Source organism: Methanothermobacter sp., from assembly GCF_049720995.1.
Classification (GTDB): domain Archaea; phylum Methanobacteriota; class Methanobacteria; order Methanobacteriales; family Methanothermobacteraceae; genus Methanothermobacter.
Map to the genome: position 1 here is coordinate 55,597 of NZ_JBNASF010000001.1, position 20,067 is coordinate 75,663.

At 50.0% G+C, this 20,067-nt stretch carries 16 protein-coding genes; 11 read left to right on the forward strand and 5 right to left on the reverse strand.

The window, feature by feature from the left end:
- Positions 1-269: 269 nt before the first annotated feature.
- Positions 270-2,768, forward strand: coding sequence for an SBBP repeat-containing protein (locus ACPLJI_RS00255; RefSeq protein WP_424730867.1), 2,499 nt, complete (start codon positions 270-272; stop codon positions 2,766-2,768).
- The gene (locus ACPLJI_RS00260; protein ID WP_424730868.1) at positions 2,702-4,438 is read left to right on the forward strand and encodes a CARDB domain-containing protein; all 1,737 of its coding nucleotides are present in this window, start codon (positions 2,702-2,704) and stop codon (positions 4,436-4,438) included. Before ACPLJI_RS00255 ends, ACPLJI_RS00260 begins: the two co-directional genes overlap by 67 nt.
- Before the next feature lie 50 nt (positions 4,439-4,488).
- On the opposite strand, the gene ACPLJI_RS00265 is transcribed toward ACPLJI_RS00260, so the two are convergent.
- The gene (locus tag ACPLJI_RS00265; RefSeq protein WP_424730869.1) at positions 4,489-5,514 is read right to left on the reverse strand and encodes a H(2)-dependent methylenetetrahydromethanopterin dehydrogenase-related protein; all 1,026 of its coding nucleotides are present in this window, start codon (positions 5,512-5,514) and stop codon (positions 4,489-4,491) included.
- Between the two features lie 260 nt (positions 5,515-5,774).
- Entirely contained in the window at positions 5,775-6,749 is a 975-nt protein-coding gene (locus tag ACPLJI_RS00270) for a TRC40/GET3/ArsA family transport-energizing ATPase (protein ID WP_424730942.1), read from the reverse strand.
- 129 nt (positions 6,750-6,878) lie between these two features.
- On the opposite strand from ACPLJI_RS00270, the gene ACPLJI_RS00275 reads away from it, so the two are divergent.
- From ACPLJI_RS00275 to leuS, 3 genes are read left to right on the forward strand one after another with little or no spacing between them, the layout of a single operon-like run.
- Positions 6,879-7,658, forward strand: a complete 780-nt coding sequence (locus ACPLJI_RS00275) for an NAD+ synthase (RefSeq protein ID WP_424730870.1) — start codon at positions 6,879-6,881, stop codon at positions 7,656-7,658.
- Between the two features lie 4 nt (positions 7,659-7,662).
- Positions 7,663-7,980 (forward strand): divalent-cation tolerance protein CutA, encoded by a 318-nt coding sequence (gene cutA / locus ACPLJI_RS00280; protein ID WP_424730871.1) that lies wholly within the window; start codon positions 7,663-7,665, stop codon positions 7,978-7,980.
- Positions 7,961-10,810, forward strand: coding sequence for a leucine--tRNA ligase (gene leuS / locus ACPLJI_RS00285; RefSeq protein WP_424730872.1), 2,850 nt, complete (start codon positions 7,961-7,963; stop codon positions 10,808-10,810). The genes cutA and leuS overlap by 20 nt, the downstream gene beginning before the upstream one ends.
- An 88-nt stretch (positions 10,811-10,898) precedes the next feature.
- On the opposite strand, the gene ACPLJI_RS00290 is transcribed toward leuS, so the two are convergent.
- Positions 10,899-11,663, reverse strand: a complete 765-nt coding sequence (locus tag ACPLJI_RS00290) for a fumarylacetoacetate hydrolase family protein (RefSeq protein WP_424730873.1) — start codon at positions 11,661-11,663, stop codon at positions 10,899-10,901.
- A gap of 9 nt (positions 11,664-11,672) precedes the next feature.
- Complete coding sequence (gene hisG, locus ACPLJI_RS00295; protein ID WP_424730874.1) at positions 11,673-12,536, reverse strand: ATP phosphoribosyltransferase; 864 nt, start codon at positions 12,534-12,536, stop codon at positions 11,673-11,675.
- 158 nt (positions 12,537-12,694) lie between these two features.
- Here hisG and ACPLJI_RS00300 point away from each other — a divergent pair, with 158 nt between their 5' ends.
- Together ACPLJI_RS00300 and ACPLJI_RS00305 are read left to right on the forward strand one after the other, a co-directional pair.
- Positions 12,695-13,984: an amidohydrolase family protein gene (locus ACPLJI_RS00300; protein ID WP_424730875.1), complete on the forward strand. Its 1,290-nt coding sequence runs from the start codon at positions 12,695-12,697 to the stop codon at positions 13,982-13,984.
- A gap of 11 nt (positions 13,985-13,995) precedes the next feature.
- A complete protein-coding gene (locus tag ACPLJI_RS00305; RefSeq protein WP_424730876.1) occupies positions 13,996-14,667 on the forward strand; it encodes an HAD family hydrolase in 672 nt (223 codons plus the stop codon).
- A 59-nt stretch (positions 14,668-14,726) separates the two neighbouring features.
- Here the strand turns inward: ACPLJI_RS00305 and tfrA are convergent, their stop codons facing one another.
- Complete coding sequence (gene tfrA, locus ACPLJI_RS00310; RefSeq protein ID WP_424730877.1) at positions 14,727-16,370, reverse strand: fumarate reductase (CoM/CoB) subunit TfrA; 1,644 nt, start codon at positions 16,368-16,370, stop codon at positions 14,727-14,729.
- Between the two features lie 233 nt (positions 16,371-16,603).
- On the opposite strand from tfrA, the gene sepS reads away from it, so the two are divergent.
- From sepS to ACPLJI_RS00330, 4 genes are read left to right on the forward strand one after another with little or no spacing between them, the layout of a single operon-like run.
- On the forward strand, positions 16,604-18,199 hold the full coding sequence (gene sepS, locus ACPLJI_RS00315) for an O-phosphoserine--tRNA ligase (protein ID WP_424730878.1): 1,596 nt from the start codon (positions 16,604-16,606) through the stop codon (positions 18,197-18,199).
- Between the two features lie 2 nt (positions 18,200-18,201).
- On the forward strand, positions 18,202-18,591 hold the full coding sequence (locus tag ACPLJI_RS00320) for a DUF120 domain-containing protein (RefSeq protein ID WP_424730879.1): 390 nt from the start codon (positions 18,202-18,204) through the stop codon (positions 18,589-18,591).
- 28 nt (positions 18,592-18,619) lie between these two features.
- Positions 18,620-19,294, forward strand: a complete 675-nt coding sequence (ribB, locus tag ACPLJI_RS00325; RefSeq protein ID WP_424730880.1) for a 3,4-dihydroxy-2-butanone-4-phosphate synthase — start codon at positions 18,620-18,622, stop codon at positions 19,292-19,294.
- 11 nt (positions 19,295-19,305) lie between these two features.
- A complete protein-coding gene (locus ACPLJI_RS00330; RefSeq protein ID WP_013294922.1) occupies positions 19,306-20,034 on the forward strand; it encodes an ATPase domain-containing protein in 729 nt (242 codons plus the stop codon).
- Positions 20,035-20,067 lie beyond the last annotated feature (33 nt).

Genomic DNA, 20,067 nt, shown 5'->3' on the forward strand with positions numbered 1-20,067 from the left:
AGTCATGAATCTAGTTAAAGGTCAATAGTATAGTTGAAATTCTTGAAAAAAACAGAGGAATTCCTCTTTATTCACGATTAAATCGGATGATACATTTAAATATTTTTTAACAAAAATCTCACCTTTAAACTCCTATTTCAATGTTTAATACATTCTAACAGTTCTGAATAAATGTATTTCAATATAGAACTCTTTTTTCAGTTTTAAAATTAAATCGTAAAGTATATTCATTGTAATTATAATATAAACTGTAATGTTTTCGGGAGGTGATGATCATTGATCCGTATAAAAAGTTTTCTGCTCTGATCTGTGGACTACTTCTCATGGTCGTCCTTCAGGGCTCAGCCTTTGCTGAATCAAATTACACCATGGACTACTCAACCTATCTTGGTGGTGATGTGGTTGATGAAGCACGTGACGTTTACGTTGATGAATCCGGCTACATCTATGTGACCGGTTCAACGCACGTCAACGGGTCCAAGAACGTCTTCGTGGTAAAATTCAACACATCAAGACAAGTCATATACAACACAACCTTCGGCGGAGCTGGAGACGACTGGGGACACAGAGTAATCGCAGATGCAGATGGATACGCCTATGTTGCAGGCGAAATAAGTGGAGCTGGTGTTGAGGGTAAGGATGCATTCGTGGCACGGATAGACCCCCTAGGCAAAATCGAAAGGATCACATATATTGGTGGATCCAAATATGACGTTGCAAAGGGTCTTGTAATGGATGGATCGGGAAACCTCTATGTGAGTGGATACACCATCTCAGAGAACCTTCAGGTGACAGATGACGCCTGCCAGAAAATCAATCACGGCGGTTATGATGCGTTCATTGCCAAACTTGACAAGAACCTCACCGTTACTTACCTGAGCTATCTTGGAGGGTCCTGGGACGACTACTGTCAGGGAATTGCCCTTGATAACAACGGGAACATCTACATTGCAGGGTACACCTACTCTGATGATTTCCCGGTAACCTTCGATGCAGTCTCACAGTACAAGCAGGGTACGAATGATATCTTCATATCAAGATTCACCCCACAGATGAGCTTTGACTACTCAACCTACCTTGGAGGCTTATTACAGGATATGTGCCACGCCATTACATCCTATGGTGGCCTCATCTACATTGCGGGTAAAACCAACTCCACGGATTTCCCCATAAACCCTGTGACAGCATACCAGAGGACAAAGAAGGGCCTTTCTGATGGATTCATCCTGGCATTCGATGGTGAGAATGTGACATACTCAACCTACCTCGGTGGAAGCGGTGATGATGCAGTATATGGAATTGCAGCAGACAGGTATGGAAATCTTTACCTGACAGGTACAACATCCTCATCTGACTTCCCACTCACAGAGGGGGCACTTGACAGGTCACTTAACGGTGTGGATGCCTTCATCACAAAATTCAGCATCCCCCGAAGCGTCCTCTACAGCTCCTATCTAGGTGGAATAGAAGCTGATCAGGGTTATGCTGTTGCTGTTGACCCCTACCAGAACATCTATGTTGCCGGAAAGACCTGGTCAAACAATTTCCCTGTAACATCAGATGCCAGGAAAGCGAAGCTCACGGGACTATCAGATGGTTTCCTCACAAGGTTCACACCATTCTTCATAAGCAATATGAGTATAATGCCGGTGAATGGAACAGCACCCCTATCAATTACGGTGAATGGTAAAATCACCAACTGGGGGGATGCCAGCGGATGGTACCGCCTGGGGCTCTACGTCAACGGATACGAGGTCTTATGGCAGTGGATAGAGGTGGAATCAAAAACAACAAGGGACTTCAGCTTCGAATACCTTCTCAGGAACAGCAGGACATATTCTGTTACCGTGAACAACTTCCAGCCATTCACTGTCAGGGCATTCAGCGGCCCCCTCATAATCCCTGAAAATCTTACAGTGCTACCACGTGCCGGCACAGAGCCCCTCCGGGTTAACGTGACTGCTGACATTGTTAACTACGGTGATCTACCTGACACATACACCGCCGGCCTCTACGTCGATGGAACTCTCGTTGATAGCAGGATTGTGACTGTTGATGCAAAATCAAGGGTCAGAGTATCCTTCAACAGGACCCTTGCCGCTGGTGTGCATGAAATAACCATAAATGAACTTGACCCCATAACCGTCAACGTGATGGAGGGTGAAAAGTTCCTTGTGGACGGTTTCAGGCTGACGCCGGAAAGTGGTCTTGCACCGCTGAATGTCATGGTCACTGCCAATATCACCAGCATAGACTCAGGCACAAGGAGTTACACGGCCATAATCTATGTTAATGGAGTGGATGTCCATGAACAGACATTTGATGTTCCCGGTGGAAGCACGGTACCGTTCTCTGCCATTATAACCCTCCCTGAAAGTGGAATTTACACCATATCACTCAACAACGTCACCTCAGGCACGGTCAGGGTCCTCAGCGAGGCAAGCTTCAACATCACAAATGTGACAGTAACACCACTGGAGGGTAAGTCACCCCTCAATGTAACTGTGAACGCCACAATCATAAACCAGGGGGACCTTCCAGGTGATTTCACCCTTACCGTCTACCTTGACGGTGTCGCATGGGACAGCCGAACAGTTACCCTACCTGGACGGTCAAGTGTTAAGGTTTCAATTAAGAATCCGATCATGGTTCCTGGGGAGTACAATCTCCGTTTTAACTCCGGTGAAGAGGTTAAAATCAGGTGCTTGATCCTGACCCTGTGTTCGGGGGCTTCGCTGTTACCCCTGGAACCGGTGTGGGTACACTGAACGTCACAGCACTCCTCAACGTGACCAACCCCTATGATATGGTCATAGGGTTCACAGCAAGGCTCCATGTCAACAACCAAACCGTGCAGGAGAACACCGTCAGCCTCAACCCCGGTGAAACAAGGGAAATCTCAATGAAAACAACACTGCTACCTGGAAACCACAGTGTTGGAATCAATGGATTCACAAGGAATGTCAGGGTCTTTCGACCGGCAAATATAACCGCCTCAGATTTAACCGTCACCCCGACATCTGGCTTCAGCCCCCTTGACCTTGCAGCATCAGCTAAACTCAGAAATACAGGGGAAGTTGATGGGGAGTACACCGCAACCCTCTACATAAATGGTGCAGCTGTGGATACAAGAACCGTGACAGTTCCTGCAGGAGGAACATCACTGATCCGCTTCAACCATACCCTGGATACTCCAGGAACATACCTTGCCGGCATAGGGGCACTTGCACCTGTAACCGTCAGGGTACTAAACGAACCATTGATCTCAAACCTCAGCGTAAATCCGTCTTCAGGTGTTTCAACCCTCCTATTCAACGTAACCGCAATGATAAGCACCTCTGAAGAGGGTCGTGGCAACTACACCGTAAGGCTCTACATAGACGGAGTGAACGTTCAGAATAAGACTTTGCAGCTTACAGGACCTGGTGCCTTCCCGGTATTCTTCAGTGAGAAACTCAGTGACCCCGGAAACCATGCTGTCACGGTTAATGGCCTTACACCGGTGACCGTGAGGGTATTGAGACCTGCCACATTCACAGTGCACAGCCTGATGGTTTCACCCCACCAGGGGGTTCTTCCCCTAAACGTTGAAGTATCTGCAAGGGTCTCCAATGTGGGTGACGTTCCAGGTAACTACACATCAAGGCTCTACATAGACGGCGTACCTGTTCAATCAAAGACCGTGAACGTGGCTGCCGGTGGAGAAACCCCCGTGACATTCACATACCCCATAACACAGCGGGGCAACCATACCTTTACCGTTGACACACTACCTGCTGAAAACGTCAATGTACTGAAACCAGCCACACTTGAAATAGGGTCCCTCAATGTGACACCATCCAGTGCCGTGGGATCAGCCAACGTCGAGGTTGAAGCAGAAATCCAGAACACAGGTGACGTTGAAGGTGACTTCACAGTTCCTGTCTACCTCAACGGCAACCTCATCAGTACCTACACCATCAGGGTGGGACCCCATGAGGGAGCGGTGCTGAGATTCCAGAGATACATCTCATCCCCCGGTAAATACACATTCAGCATCAACAACCTGAAAACCGCCATGGTCTACGTGAACCCACCAAAAAGGACCTACAGATTCACATTCAAAAACACGGGAAGTTACACCACAACGGTGACCTACTATGTCACAGTGTACTCATCAGCCGGCAAGAAACTTGCATACAAGACCTACAAATTTACACTGAAACGTGGAGGATCCTACACTGCAACCATCGGTTACTATCCGTACGATGCAAAAATCGTTACAACAAGGAAAATCTACAACCCAAGCAGGTACACAAGGACCATACGGTTATCTGAGACCTTCAGGGCGGATACACTGTCGGCAACCCTCAGCCACACAAATACAATCAGGGGTTACAGATACGTCTACATAACCAGGACATTCAGGGTGGTTGATATGCGAATAACCGTCACCTGATTTTATTTATTTTTTATTTGAAATTCTTAAAATAGTTAAAAATAAAGGTTTTATTCGAACATCTTCCTCATGCACCTTCTTATGGTACCCTCTGCTGCCTTTCCACCCATGAGGTTCTTGAGTTCATTTGCAAGGGCCTGTGCCGCGACGAGATCCGTGTGCCTGATTTCACCCTTATTTATCCACTGGACAACCTCATCATCAAGGTCAGAGAGTGTGCTGATTGCAGCATCCAGTTCCTCCTGCTCCTCAAGGAGGTGCATTGACTTTGCACTCCTCACAAGGAGCTCAGGGTTCATGGCCTTGAGCATTCCATTAACACCTGATGTTTCAACAAGGGATGCTATTGTCTGGAGTGTCATGAGGATCTGCTTCTCAACCATCTCCACAGGTGCCTTGATTATCTGGGTACCAACGTAGTAGTAGTCAAGTACACCTGAAAGTGTTACGGCAGTTACAAGGGACCCCATATCAGCAACTGCACTTGATACGTCTGCAGGTACAACGTATGCTGTCTTACCACAGCTTTCTGCAAGTTCAACACACCTTGAAATCTGTTCATCGGTGGCTATGTCCAGTTCACTGCTTGAGTGTCCCCCTATGACATAGTGACCATGCTGTGGTGTCCCAGGGACAGCCGCAGGGTGCATTGATGCTATACCCAGGTCCTGACGGTCCCTTCGAAGTTCCCTTTCAAGGACGTAGTAGAGGACCACCGGGGATACAGTACAGGTGTTTGCTATTACAGCACCCTCTGGAAGGTGCTGTGTTATGTCCTTTGCTATATCGAAGGTCTTTTTACCGAATGGTGTGAAGAGAACTGCAATCTCCGCCTCGCTGGCTGCCTCAGCATCGTTGTCTGTTACGGTTACACCTGCATCCTCAACAACCTTCCAGTGGGCATCATCCAGCATTTCCCTTGCTGGCTCTGCTAGCACAACATCATGACCTGCCTCTGCAAACTCAATTGCCATCCTGCTTCCGCCGTAGGGTGCCTCACCCCCGTATTTTTCAGGCAAGTTCAGCTGGTCCACATAAAGTTTCTGATTACCCGCGCCATAAACTGCAACTTTCATAGTGCTCACCTAACGTTAATATATTGTTAAGTAATTTGAAGGAATATTATAAATTTTGGCATTTGATTCTTTAAAAAAAATAAGACCTCATATCACTTTAAAATGAACTTAATGATTCAATATAACCTTAAAATCTAATAAATCATTGATAAAAAATTTTATAGATTTTTAAAGCCTTTAGAGGAGTTTTATGTAAAAATAGTGGTGTTTGAGGTTAACTGCTTTTTAATATTATAAGCCCCAAACATATTATATTCCAGTCAGGCTGTCTCCGGTTCACCATATAGCTGCCTGGCGATCTTCTCCAGGGTGTCGATACCCTTGGCCTCCTCCTTGAGTAGTGGAACCTCCGCAACCACCTGGTCGCTGAACTTTTCACGTATCTGCTTCAGCCTCTCCTGCTGCAGTTTCCTCCTGGCATTGCAGAACTCACAGTCACTGTCCTCAGGGAGCACCTGGTTTACTATGACACCATCTGCATGTATGCTGTACTTCTCAAGGGCCTTCATCGCCCTCTCGGACTCGTATATGGACATCTCCTCAGGGATCACAACCATCTTGAAGGAGGTCCTCTCAGGGTCTGACATAACCTCCCTTGCAGCGTTTATCTGCTTCTTGGTGGCTTCCATGTCCTGGAGGGCCCTGTCCTCCTCTTCCTCGTCGCCCATGAACGGGAGTATGTTCTTGAAGGCCTTTGCCATGCTGCCAATCTGCCTCCTTATCTTGATCATCTTCCCAACCCATGAGTCCATGAGTTCAGGGAATGAGAGCAGACGGAGTGTGTGGCCTGTGGGGGCGGTGTCAAATATCACGATATCGTACTCATCTGTCGTCATGTACCGCAGGAACTGGTCGAAGGCTGCGGCCTCATCTATACCGGGGGACATTGAGGCCATGTCCATCTGGTCCTGGAGCATGTCAAGTCCCATTCCAGGGTTCAATGATGCCTGTTCCCGCAGCTTTGCCTGGTACTCCTCCATTGCAACCTCCGGGTCTATCTCAACCGCGTAGAGGTTATCTGTTATCATGGTTGGTGTGTGACCTATCTCCCTCTCAAGTGAATCTGAAAGTGAGTGTGCGGGGTCGGTTGAGATAACCAGTGTCTTCTTACCTGATCTGGCCATCCACAGTGCTGTTGCAGCTGATATGGTTGTTTTACCAACGCCTCCCTTTCCACCTATAAACACGAATGTTGTTTTGCCCTTATTGAACTTGAAAAGATCCTTAAATGCCATTGTACTCCTCCTGTAGGAATCCATGATGCTGATGAACACCTTCACATGTTACCTTACATTGATTTATATGGTTATATAAAATATACCCTACCTACTTTTAACCATTGCTACTTTGGAGAGGGTGGTTCCATGAGATGTGTTCCAGGGCTTGGTCCCCATGTGAGGAAGAGAATAGAGGAGTTCATAAAGGCCATGGTGGCTGATAGCGGGACAGAGGGCGTTGTACTGGGTCTCAGTGGGGGTGTGGACTCTTCAACGGTCGCCTACCTTGCATCAGAGGCCCTTGGCCCCGAGAGGGTTCTTGGCATAATCATGCCATCCAACACAACACCCCCTGAGGACCTTAAACATGCGAAACTTGTTGCAGAGGAAACAGGGATAGAATGTGAAACCGTGGACATTGAACCCGTTCTGAATTCCTTCAGTAGTATATGCGGTCACCGGCCCAGCAGACTTGCTGTGGCAAACCTCAAACCAAGGGCGAGAATGATGGTCCTCTACTACCATGCAAACTCCATGAACCGGCTTGTAGCAGGTACCGGTAACCGTACAGAGCTCCTTGTGGGTTACTTCACAAAATACGGTGATGGAGGGGTTGACATGCTTCCAATCGGAGGCCTCTACAAGAAACAGGTCCGTATGCTTGCAGAGGAGCTTGGTGTTCCATCCGAGATAATATCCAAGGCTCCAACAGCCGGCCTCTGGCCCGGTCAGACCGATGAGGAGGAATTGGGGATAAGCTACGATGTCCTGGATGAGATCCTCTGTCTGCTGGTTGATAAAAAAATGGGGGTTCTTAAGGTCGCATCTGAGCTTGGAGTGCCGGCTGAAGAGGTTGGTCGGATACAAGGGATGATCCATGCAGCGGGGCACAAACTCAGGCCCCCTGAAATAGCCGATTCAGGGTGATCTGATGTTCACACTGATATACATAACGACCTCCGGCCAGGAGGAATCAGGAAGGATCGGACGTAAACTTGTTGAGGAGAGGCTCGCAGCCTGCGTGAATATCATACCCTCCATAAAATCATTCTACCACTGGGAGGGCTCCCTTGAGGAGGATGAGGAGTCGGTCCTTATTGTTAAAACAACCGGTGAACTATCCCGGCAAATAATTAAAAGAGTGAGGGAACTACATAGTTATGATAACCCATGCATAATTTCAATTCCCATAACAGGGGGATCCCGTGATTACCTTGAATGGTTAAATAATGAAGTCAAAAAGCCATGATGGCGGTGATTCAGTGGATATTGAGAGTAAATGGCGCGATAAGTGGAGAGATGCAGGAATATTTCATGCTGACCCGGATGACAGAGAGAAGATCTTTCTGACAGTTGCCTACCCATACCCCAGCGGTGCCATGCACATAGGACACGGCAGGACCTACACGGTCCCGGATGTCTATGCACGCTTCAAGAGGATGCAGGGATACAACGTCCTCTTTCCAATGGCCTGGCATGTCACAGGGGCCCCGGTAATAGGAATAGCCAGGAGGATACAGAAAAAGGATCCCTGGACCCTTAAGATCTACAGGGAGGTCCACAAAGTACCAGAGGAGGAACTTGAACGCTTCAGTGACCCTGAATACATCGTTGAATACTTCAGCAGGGAATACCGTTCTGTGATGGAGGATATGGGTTACTCCATAGACTGGAGGCGCGAATTCAAGACCACAGACCCCACCTACAGCAGGTTCATACAGTGGCAGATAGGGAAGCTCCGTGACATGGGCCTTGTGAGGAAGGGTGCACATCCAGTGAAGTACTGCCCTGACTGTGAAAACCCGGTCGGTGACCATGACCTCCTTGAGGGGGAGGGTGTGGCCATAAACCAGCTCACGCTCCTCAAGTTCAGAATAGATGATTCATACCTTGTTGCGGCCACATTCAGGCCCGAAACAATCTACGGTGCAACCAATCTCTGGTTGAACCCGGAGGAGGAGTACGTGAGGGTACGGACAGGCGGTGAGGACTGGATAGTAAGCCGTGCCTCCCTTGATAACCTGTCCCACCAGAAGCTGGACCTTGAGGTTGAGGGTGATGTGGACCCTGAGGAACTCATTGGAAGAGAAGCTGAAAATCCTGTGACTGGAGAAATGCATCCAATACTTCCAGCATCATTTGTTGACCCTGAATATGCAACTGGAGTTGTCTTCTCTGTGCCTGCCCATGCGCCTGCAGACTTCATAGCACTTGAGGACCTCAGGAAGAACTCTGAACTGGTTGAGAGGTATGGTCTCGGTGATGTTATTGAGGGCCTCGAACCCATCAATGTGATCACAGTTGAGGGTTACGGAAGTTTCCCTGCGGTAGAGGTCATCCAGAAATTCGGAGTTGAAAGTCAGGAGGATGAACGACTTGAGGACGCCACAGGGGAACTCTACAAGGTTGAACATGCCAGGGGTGTGATGAGCAGCCACATCCCTGTTTACGGGGGAATGAAGGTTTCAGAGGCCCGTGAAGTCATAGCAGATGAACTGAAATCTGAGGGCCTGGCCGATGAGATGTACGAGTTTGCAGAACGCCCTGTGATATGCCGCTGCGGTGGAAGGTGCGTTGTGAGGCTCATGGAGGACCAGTGGTTCATGAAGTACTCCGATGAGGACTGGAAGGAGCTGGCCCACAGGTGCCTCTCTAGCATGAAGATAATACCAGAGGAGGTCCGGGCCAACTTCCAGTACTACATTGACTGGCTGAATGACTGGGCATGCTCCAGGAGGATAGGTCTCGGTACAAGGCTCCCCTGGGATGATAGGTGGATAATAGAGCCCCTCACCGATTCAACAATCTACATGGCCTACTACACCATAGCCCATAAACTGAAGGAGATGGACCCTGAGAAACTGGATGATGAGTTCTTTGACAGTGTCTTCCTTGATGAATCCGGAGTGTGGGATGAACTCAGAGAGGAATTCGGCTACTGGTACCCCCTTGACTGGAGGTTATCTGCCAAGGACCTCATAGGTAACCATCTGACATTTCATATATTCCATCACTCCGCCATATTCCCTGAATCCCGCTGGCCCCGGGGTGTCGTTGTCTTTGGGATGGGTCTCCTTGAGGGTAACAAGATGTCCTCATCCAAGGGCAACGTGATACTGCTGCGGGATGCAATAGAGAGGCATGGCGCAGATGTTGTGCGCCTATTCCTCATGTCATCTGCAGAGCCCTGGCAGGACTTCGACTGGAGGGAGAAGGAGGTTACAGGGACCAGGAGGCGCATCGAATGGTTCAGGGACTTTGGTGAAAGGGTCTCTGATATCTGGGAAGGGGAACTGGTCCTCTCAGAGCTTCCTGAATTTGAGCCTGAAAGTTTCGCGGGTAAATGGATGATCTGTCAACTTAACCACAGGATACGTGGGGCTACAGAGGCCCTTGAGTCATTCCAGACCCGTAAAGCAGTTCAGGAGGCGCTTTATCTTCTCAAAAAGGACGTAGACCACTACATGGCCCGTGTTGATGGCCGTGTGGACATGGAGGTTAAAATGGTGCTTGCACATGTGCTAAGCGCCTGGATAAGGCTCATGGCACCATTCACCCCATACACAGCCGAGGAGATGTGGGAGAGATACGGTGGTGAGGGCTTCGTATCAGAGGCCTCCTGGCCAGGTTTCAGGAATGACGCCATAAGCAGGGAGGTCCAGGTTGCAGAGGAGATGGTCCAGAACACCGTCAGGGATATTCAGGAGATCATAAAGATACTGGACGCCCGGCCTGAGAGGGTGCACCTGTACATATCACCACCCTGGAAGTGGGATGTCCTGAGAATAGCGGCGGATGTTGGAAAACCTGATATGGGGGCCATAATGGGGAGGGTTTCAGCCTCAGGAGTCCACAGCAACATGAAGGAGGTCTCTGAATTCGTGAGGAGGATCCTCCGGGATGCAGGTAAATCTGAGGTTGTTGAGGTGGACGAGTACAGTGTACTGGTTGATGCCAGTGACTACATTGAATCAGAGGTGGGGGCTGATGTGGTGATCCACCGTGACGCAGACTACGACCCTGAAAACAAGGCCTCCAATGCTGTTCCCCTTAAACCAGCAATATACCTTGAGACGTGAGTTTAAAGGGGACATTTTACTTTTTTTGTTTACCCCTACAGTTTGATCCTCTTTATTGAAAAGTTAATATACCTGCTTCAGGTGGATGTTATCTGAATGATTCAACCCTGTTTTCAAGGGTTCCCACACCCTCAACGGTTGCCCTGACGTTGTCTCCTGGTTTCATCTCTCCGACACCGGGTGGTGTGCCGGTTGCAATGACATCACCCGGCTCCAGTGTCATTATCTCTGATATGAATTCAACCAGTTCCTGGACGGTGAATATCATGTTGGATGTGCTGGATGACTGCCTGATTACCCCATTGAGTTCAAGGGATATATCAAGGTTGTCGGGTCTGATATCAGTTTCTATGAATGGCCCTATTGGACAGAAGGTGTCAAAGCTCTTTGCACGGGTCCACTGGCCGTCACGCCTCTGTAGGTCCCTTGCAGTTACATCATTGAGGACCGTGTAACCTGCTATGAATTCATCCGCCTCCTCTGAATCAACGAATCTCGCCCTTTCTGATATAACAGCCGCAAGTTCAACCTCATGGTCAACCTCAGAGGACATTGCAGGGTAGAGTATTGCATCACCATGGCCTATGATCGCTGTTGGTGGCTTGAGGAATATGACAGGTTCATCAGGGATGTCCATTCCAAGTTCAGCTGCATGGTCCCTGTAGTTGAGGCCCACACATATAACCTTTGAGGGTGAAACAGGTGGGAGGATCCTCACATCCCCCATACGATGTTCTGAGATAACCTCAGGGTCTTCAAGGAGGTAGTGACCGCTTTCAACTTCAAATACCTTTTCTCCATCTGTAAAGCCGCAGAGAACCCTTCCACCATCTGAAAACTGGAGGAACTTCATTGATGCACCTCACGGGATTATTCTCTCAATTGGCACAACCAGTATATCCCTTGCCCCCACTGCCTTGAGTCTGTTAACCAGGTTGAAGACCTCCTTCTCATCCACAACCGCGTGGACAGCCACAACACCATTATCCGATAGCACCTCAGAGACCGTGGGTCCTGTCATGCCTGGCATGAGTGCCCTCACACGGTCAAGGTTATTCCGGTCTATGTTCAGCATTACGAGCCTGCGGCCCTCTGCATCTATAACTCCGCGTATACCTGTTCTGAGCTCCTCTATCAGCTGCCCCTTGCGTCTGTAACTTTCAGGGTTTGCTATGAGTTTCACTGAACTCTCAAGGATTGTGTCTATGACCTTCAGGTGGTTCATCCTGAGCGTGGTGCCGGTGCTGCTGAGGTCGGTTATGAGGTCCGCCACCCCGATGAAGGGTGCTATCTCCGTGGAACCTGTGAGTTCAACTATCTCGGCCCCTATGTTCCTTTTCCTGATGTAGTCCTCTGTTATCCCGGGGAACTCTGTTGCTATGACCGCACCGTCAGGTATGTCCTCTGGTTTCTCAATCGGAGAATCCTCAGGGGCTGCCAGGACAAGGCTGGCCCTCCCATAGTTCAGGTCCTCAAGTATTTCAACCTCGCTGCCCCTCTCCACTATGAGGTCGTATCCTGTGATACCAAGGTCAGCCGCCCCATCTGCAACGAATTCGGGTATATCGGCCGCCCTGCTGAACATGACATCGATCTGGGGGTGCTGTGTCTTTGAAAATAGCTTCCTGTTAATTGTATCCTTCAGCCCCACACCTGCATTTTCAAGTAGCCTTATTGCAGGTTCGCTTATCCTTCCCTTTGAGGGAACCGCTATTCTTACCTTCATTCAATCCCTCGGTGACTCAAATAATTTATTGCGAATACCGTACACAAGTATCAGATCTGCAGAATCACATCACTTATATCTCTTTTAAAGGAACCTATATAATAGCTTTAGATTCATCTGGATTATAAGTTAAAACTTATAAGTTATAAGGTGATCCTATGGAGAATGAGAGCATACTGGTACATGGCGCCCAGATCCTTGATGCGGCGGGCCTTCGCAGAGGATCCGTTCTGATGGAGGGTAACACCATAGAGGAGGTTTCAGACAGCCTGAGTCCCGGTGACGCTGACACCGTCATTGATGGCCACGGGAAACTCCTCATCCCGGGTCTTGTGAATACCCACACCCACCTCTCAATGACACTATTCAGGGGGATGGCGGATGACCTCCCCCTTGACAGGTGGCTGAACGATCACATCTGGCCAGCCGAAGCCCACCTCAACGGTGAATACTGCTATGCAGGGGCCCTGCTTGGATGCTTGGAGATGATAAGGTCAGGTACAACCACCTTCAATGACATGTACTTCTACATGGATGAAGTGGCCCGTGCAGTGGATGATGCGGGACTGAGATGCGTTCTAAGTCACGGGATGATAGACCTGGGGGATGATGATAGGAGGCGGGCTGAGATGAGGGAGAGCCTCAGGATAATCCGTGAATGCCATGGAATGGCAGATGGACGCATAAAGGTTGCCCTTGGGCCCCACAGCCCATACACCTGTTCAGAGGAACTCCTCAGAGAAACTGCCCGCCTGGCAGCTGAACACGGTGTTGGTATCCATATCCATGTATCTGAAACAGAAGATGAGGTGAGGGAGGTCTCAGAGGCCCGTGGAATGTCTCCTGTTGAGTACCTGGATGCCACAGGTGTACTTGGTCCGGGGACCGTGGCCGCCCACTGCGTCTGGTTGAACAAAAATGAAATGGATATCCTCTCAGAGAGAGGGGTGAAGGTCTCACACAACCCCTCAAGCAATATGAAACTGGCATCAGGCATCTCACCTGTACCTGAACTCATAGGGAGGGGCGTTAACGTTTCCATCGGGACAGACGGTGCCGCCTCAAACAATAACCTGGATATGTTTGAGGAGATGAAGACAGCCTCACTTCTCCAGAAGGTCAGCCTCCATGACCCGACAGCACTCCCTGCAATGGATGTATTCCGGATGGCAACAGTGAACGGTGCTGAGGCCCTGGGAGTTAATTCTGGCCTCATAGAGGAGGGCAGGCTGGCGGATCTCGTGGTCTTAAACACCCGCAGGCCCCACCTCACACCCTGGAGGAACCCCGCCTCACACCTCGTCTACTCTGCCGGTGGCGCTGATGTTGATGCTGTGATATGTGACGGGAGGATCCTGCTACTTGAAGGTGAACTGAAGGTGCTGGATGAGGAATACGTCATGGAACTTGCAGAGTGTGCTGCAGAGGAGCTTGCCTCAAAACAGTAGGATCTGGGAAGATGATTGCACTATTCGACATCGACAAAACCCTTATACACCGCTCAGAGGTCCATGAGGAGGCATTCAGCTATGCTTTCAGGGAGGTCTACGGTGTTGATGCCACCGTTGACCTCATAGATTACCACGGAAAAACAGACCCCGCAATAGCCAGGGAGGTCCTCGGCCTCCTGGGCCTGGAATCAGAGGATATAAATGAGGGCATGGATGACTTCCTCCATGAACTGGCAGTTTATGTGGAGAAAAACATCCAGTACGATGATATCAGGCTCATAGATGGTGTTATGGGGTTTCTTGAGGCGCTCAGATCCATCAATGCTTGGATGGGAATTGTCACAGGGAACCTTGAGGAGATAGCCTTCATGAAGCTTGAAAGGGCTGGAATTGCAGGTTACTTCTCATTTGGGGGCTTTGGGAGTGACAGCCCCATAAGGGAGGAACTCACAGAAATCGCGGTTAAAAGGGGAACTGAAAGGTGCGCCTCAGGAAGAATCGTCCTCTTTGGTGACACCCCCCACGATATGATGGCTGGAGCCCACGTGGGTGCCCTTAAGATTGGAATAGCAGCCGGGAGGTACGGGGAGGCAGAGCTCAGACGGGCGGGGGCTGACCATGTTTTCAGGGACTACCTCAACCCCGAGATAATGAGTATAGTGACTTCTGAACAGTTTTAGCTTTACCTGATTATCTCTTCAAATATATGGTGACCTTTGAGTGGTTTTAACTTAACTGCTCACCTCTTTATGAACTGCGGCTCTCCCTTCCTGTTCAGTAATATGCTCCTTTTCCATTCTGGGCGTGTTTCAGGGAAATCCTCCCTGTAATGAGATCCCCTGCTCTCCTCCCGTATAAGAGCTGATCGGGTCACCAGTGAAGCTGTTATGAGCATGTTCTCAAGTTCAAGGGCCTCCAGGAGGTTGCTGTTAAATCCTCCTCTTTCAGGGACATCAAGGTCCCCCAGTTTATCCATCAGGGTGGAAATCCTGGACATTGCAGATTCAAGTGACCTCCGGCTCCTTACAATTGCAACATCACTCCACATGGCCTCATGGAGTTCATCCCTTATCTCAGCCGGCCTTATGGATCCATCACGGACCATGCCCTTTATCCGCTGTTCCTCATCCTCAATGAGTGACCTGACATTTTTATTGGATGAATTCATGGCGTTTTTTGCAGCCGATATACCTGCCCTCCTCCCGAATACCTGGGTATCCGCCAGGGCATTTCCTCCGAGCCTGTTGGTACCATGGACACCGCCTGCAACCTCTCCTGCTGCGAAAAGGTTCCTGAGGCTGGTTCTGCCCCACCCATCTATCCTCAAACCCCCCATGAAATGGTGTGCTGTGGGTGCAACCTCCATTGGCTCGGACCTTATATCCACGCCCACATCCAGGAACTGAAGCAGCATGGTCTCAAGTTTCTCCTCTATAACCTCATCCGGAAGGTGGCTCACATCAAGGTAGACACCACCGTTCTCTGTCCCCCTACCCTCCATTATCTCGGTGTATATGGCCCTTGCAACCACGTCCCTGGTTGCAAGTTCACCGCGGGGGTCATAGCGGCCCATGAACCTTTCGCCCTCACTGTTGAGGAGTATGCCTCCCTCACCCCTCACGGCCTCCGTCACAAGGATCCCCCTCCGTGACTCAGGGTAGACCATGCCGGTGGGGTGGAACTGGACCTGTTCCATGTCTATGAGGTCAGCTCCGGCCTTCCAGGCGAGTGCGAATCCATCACCGCCCTTCTGCATGGTGTTGGAGGTCACAGGGTATATGTGACCTGCTCCACCAGATGCCAGTATGGTTGAAGAGGCCCTGAAGGCCACTGGCTCCGAATTCCTGATGGATACACCCATGGCGCCAAGGACGCTGCCATCCTCAACAAGGAGTGATGTTATCATCACCTCATCGAGGGTCTCTATATCCCTCCTTATAACCTCCTCCTTGAGGGCCGTGATCATCTCATGGCCTGTCCTGTCCCCATGGTAGCATGTCCTCCTGTAGGTCTGGCCTCCGAAGGGCCTCTGATCCAGGAGACCTGATTCCTGGCGGTCAAAGAGTGCACCATATTCTTCAAGGTCCCTCAGCCTGTCAGGGGCCTCTTCCACCAGTATACGGACAAGTACGGGGTCGTTGATGAATCCCCCGCCCCTCATTGTATCCTCAAAGTGGACATCGGGACTGTCATCCGGATCAACACATGCGAATGCAGCGTTGTATCCGCCCTCAGCCATTCCAGTGCATCCTGATTTGAATGATAAACCCTTTGAAACTATTATTGGTGTCAGTTTGTGTTCAGAAACCTCAATTGCTGCCCTGCAGCCGGCTCCGCCTGAGCCTATTATGAGAACATCGCATTCATAAAGCTCGCTTTCCATGGAGATTATTTTCAACATTCATTATTATAAGGTTTGGCAGTCAATATGTTAAGGTGATGAAGAGGGTAAGTTAAACATCCCTCCCGGTTTTGAGGGGTGATGACCGGAAAGGTGAAGCCCTTCAACTGGCCAGTGATGGAACTGAAGCATCTGATGAGGGGTGATGAACCCGCTCATCGCACTGGATTATGATCCATTCACATGCATATCCATAAAGATCACGGGGGTTCCATTTGAAGAAGAAGGATATAGTTAAACTATCAAGGAGGGACTTTGAGAGTGCATGGCTTGAGAGCGGTAAGCTCCTTAAAAGGCCCCACCATGACATGCAGTATCCCCGCCTGAGGTTTGGTGTGGGGAAATCGCACGTCCTCTATGACACCATCTGGATGATAAGGGAGGCCTACCTCAGGCTGGGGTTCAGTGAGATGGTGAACCCTGTATTCATAGACGAGGAGCACATATACCGGCAGTTCGGCCCCGAGGCTCCTGCGGTCCTCGACAGGTGCTTTTACCTGGGGGGGCTTCCAAGGCCTGACATAGGCCTGGGCCTTGATAAGATCCGGATGATAGAGGATATGGGAGTTGATGTGACAGAGGAAAGGATTCAGGGCCTCAAGGAGGTCTTCAGGTCCTACAAGAAGGGTGACATCTCAGGGGACGACCTTGTCCTTGAGGTATCCGGGGCCCTTGAGGTTGAAAGTCATGACGCCCTGAGGATCATCGAGAGGGTGTTCCCTGAGATAAGGGACCTCAAACCCGTTGCTGGGAGGACAACCCTCAGGTCCCATATGACCTCAGGGTGGTTCATATCACTACAGAACATACATGACAGGTACCCCCTCCCGCTGAAACTCTTCTCAATTGACCGATGTTTCAGGAGGGAGCAGAGGGAGGATTCAAGTCACCTCATGACCTATCACTCGGCCTCATGTGTCGTTGTGGATGACGAGGTCCCCCTTGACGTTGGTAAGGCAGTCGCCGAGGGGCTGCTTGAGCACTTCGGCTTCTCAAGGTTCAAGTTTCTGCCTGATGAGAAGAAATCCAAGTACTACATTCCAGGGACCCAGACAGAGGTCTACGCCTACCACCCGGGCCTCAGGGACTGGGTTGAGATTGCAACCTTCGGGTTATATTCCCCCATAGCACTCTCAATGTACGGTATAGAAGAGGAGGTCATGAACCTTGGTGTTGGTGTTGAACGTGTGGCCATGATACTCAACCAGAGGGATGACGTCCGGGAGATGGTCTACCCCCAGATCCATGGCCCCTGGAGGCTCACTGATAGGGACATCGCTGGCATGCTCAGGATAAACCTCCACCCTGTAACCTCAGATGGCAGGATGCTCATGGAGAGGATAATTGAAACCTGGAGGGCTCATGCTGACGCAGAGTCGCCCTGCAGCTTTGAGGTTTACAGTGGGGAATTCCTTGGTAGGAGGATCATGGTGGAAGCAGTTGAGGATGAGGAGAACACCCGGCTCCTCGGACCTGCGGTCTGGAACACCATCTACATCCACGATGGCAACATACTGGGTGTGCCACCCGGGACGGAACTGGACAGCGAAATCATAGCCAGCGCCCGGAGGGAGGGCCTCAACACAGGGATAACCTACATGGATGCCCTTGCAGCCGAGGCAGCCTACCGGGTGGAGGAGATGGCTGTGAGTGGCGCCGGTGAGGTTGAGGTGAGGAGCACCATAGCAAGATCCCTATCTGACCTGAACCTCATCCTGGATGACGTGGCCATGAGGTACATAACAGGCCGGAACCGTGAGATAGACCTGAGGGGCCCCCTATTCTCAACGGTGAGGGGCAGGCTGGAGTGATCATGATGATCATAACCGGAAGGGTCAGTTCAGGTTTCGGTGAGGGCGCATACTTCATGACAATGGACGTATACCTTGAACAGTTCAGGGAGAAGCTGGGCTTCGAGCCATTTCCCGGGACACTTAACATAGAAACCGGTGCCCCTGAAATAGCCAGAGAACTGCGCCTTAAGGCTGATAGAATACATGGTGGGGGCGGTTTTGGGGATGTTCTATATTTGAGGGCCATCCTAAACGATGAGGTTGATGGCGCCATTCTGTTCCCTGTTAAAACCCATCACAGGGATGTGTGCCTTGAATTTGTTGCACCGGTAAACCTCAGAAAAACCCTTAAATTAAGAGATGGAGATACTGTTAGCCTAAAGATAATGGATGATGAATCATCAGATTAATTGAGTGATACAACAGAGTCGTGATCATATGATTCAGGAAGCCCTTAAAGCACTCAGAAAGGGAGAAATGGTACTTGTATTCGACGCGGACAACCGTGAACGGGAAACAGATATGATTGTCGCTGCTGAAAAAACAACCCCCGATCATATCAGGGTCATGAGGAACGATGCAGGTGGCCTCATATGTGTACCTGTATCATGGGAGAACTCGGAAAGTCTTGGTATACCCTACATGACCGATATAATGAATGAGGCCTCAGGCAGGTACCCTGTACTCAGCAGGCTCTCACCCCATGATATACCCTACGATGAAAAGTCGGCGTTCTCCATAACAGTGAACCACCGGAGGACATTTACAGGAATAACTGACAATGACAGGGCTCTAACCATAAGGGAGCTTGCAGAGCTCTGTAAGAATAGAAAACACCATGATTTCGGCGATCTTTTCAGATCACCCGGCCATGTCACCCTCCTTAGGGCCGCTGATGGCCATGTGACCCGGAGGAGGGGTCACACCGAGATGAGCATAGCACTCATGGAGATGGCCGGGCTTGAGGGGGTTGCGGTCTGCTGTGAGATGATGGATGACAGGACCGGTAATGCGCTTTCAACGGATGATGCCATGAAATATGCGGAGGAACATGACCTCATATTCATGAGCGGAGCAGACCTCATTGAATCATACATGGAATTCAGATCCTAGAGGTGGTTTTTATGGACAGGCTGAAGATAGGAATCAGTGGACTTGATGACACGATAGGAGGCTTCCCGATGGGGAGATCAGTCCTTATAACCGGTGAACCCGGATGCGGGAAGACAATCTTTGGATTGCGTTTTGCAATAAGCAGCTGCATGGAGGGATACAACACGGTCTATATCACAGCAGAGGAGGACGCCAATGACCTCCACATCCAGGCAAACTCCTTTGGCTGGAACACCCAGGAACTTGAGGAGAGGGGACTCCTCAACTTCATTGAACTGACCGGCATAAGGGCCAGGATAACAGAGGCCGAGCTCAGCATGGACATGGATCCCATGAAGGGTAACTTCACCAAGATAATACATGACATCCCTCCTGAGGCCGAGGTGGTGGTTATAGACAGTCTCGGGGGCTACACAGCCAAGTTAACAGCATATGAGTTCAGGAACCAGTTTGACCTCCTGGTATATGAGCTCAAGCAGAGGGGGATAACCTCTGTCATCATACTTGACAGCGCAACCTCCAAGGAATTCAATGAGCTTGCCCTGTTCTCGGTCTACGGGGCCATAAAGCTGGGTAGGAGGGAGAACCCCTACACAGGTAGAAGGGAACGTATAATGGACATAGTTAAGATGAGAAGCACCAAGACCCCCCTCCAGTTCCTCACCTATGAGATAGGCGGAGAGGAGGGTATAACAATAACAGAGGGGGAGGAGATCCCTGAGGAGGATCTTGAAATTTGACCCCCACCACCATCGCCTCAACTAAAAAAATAA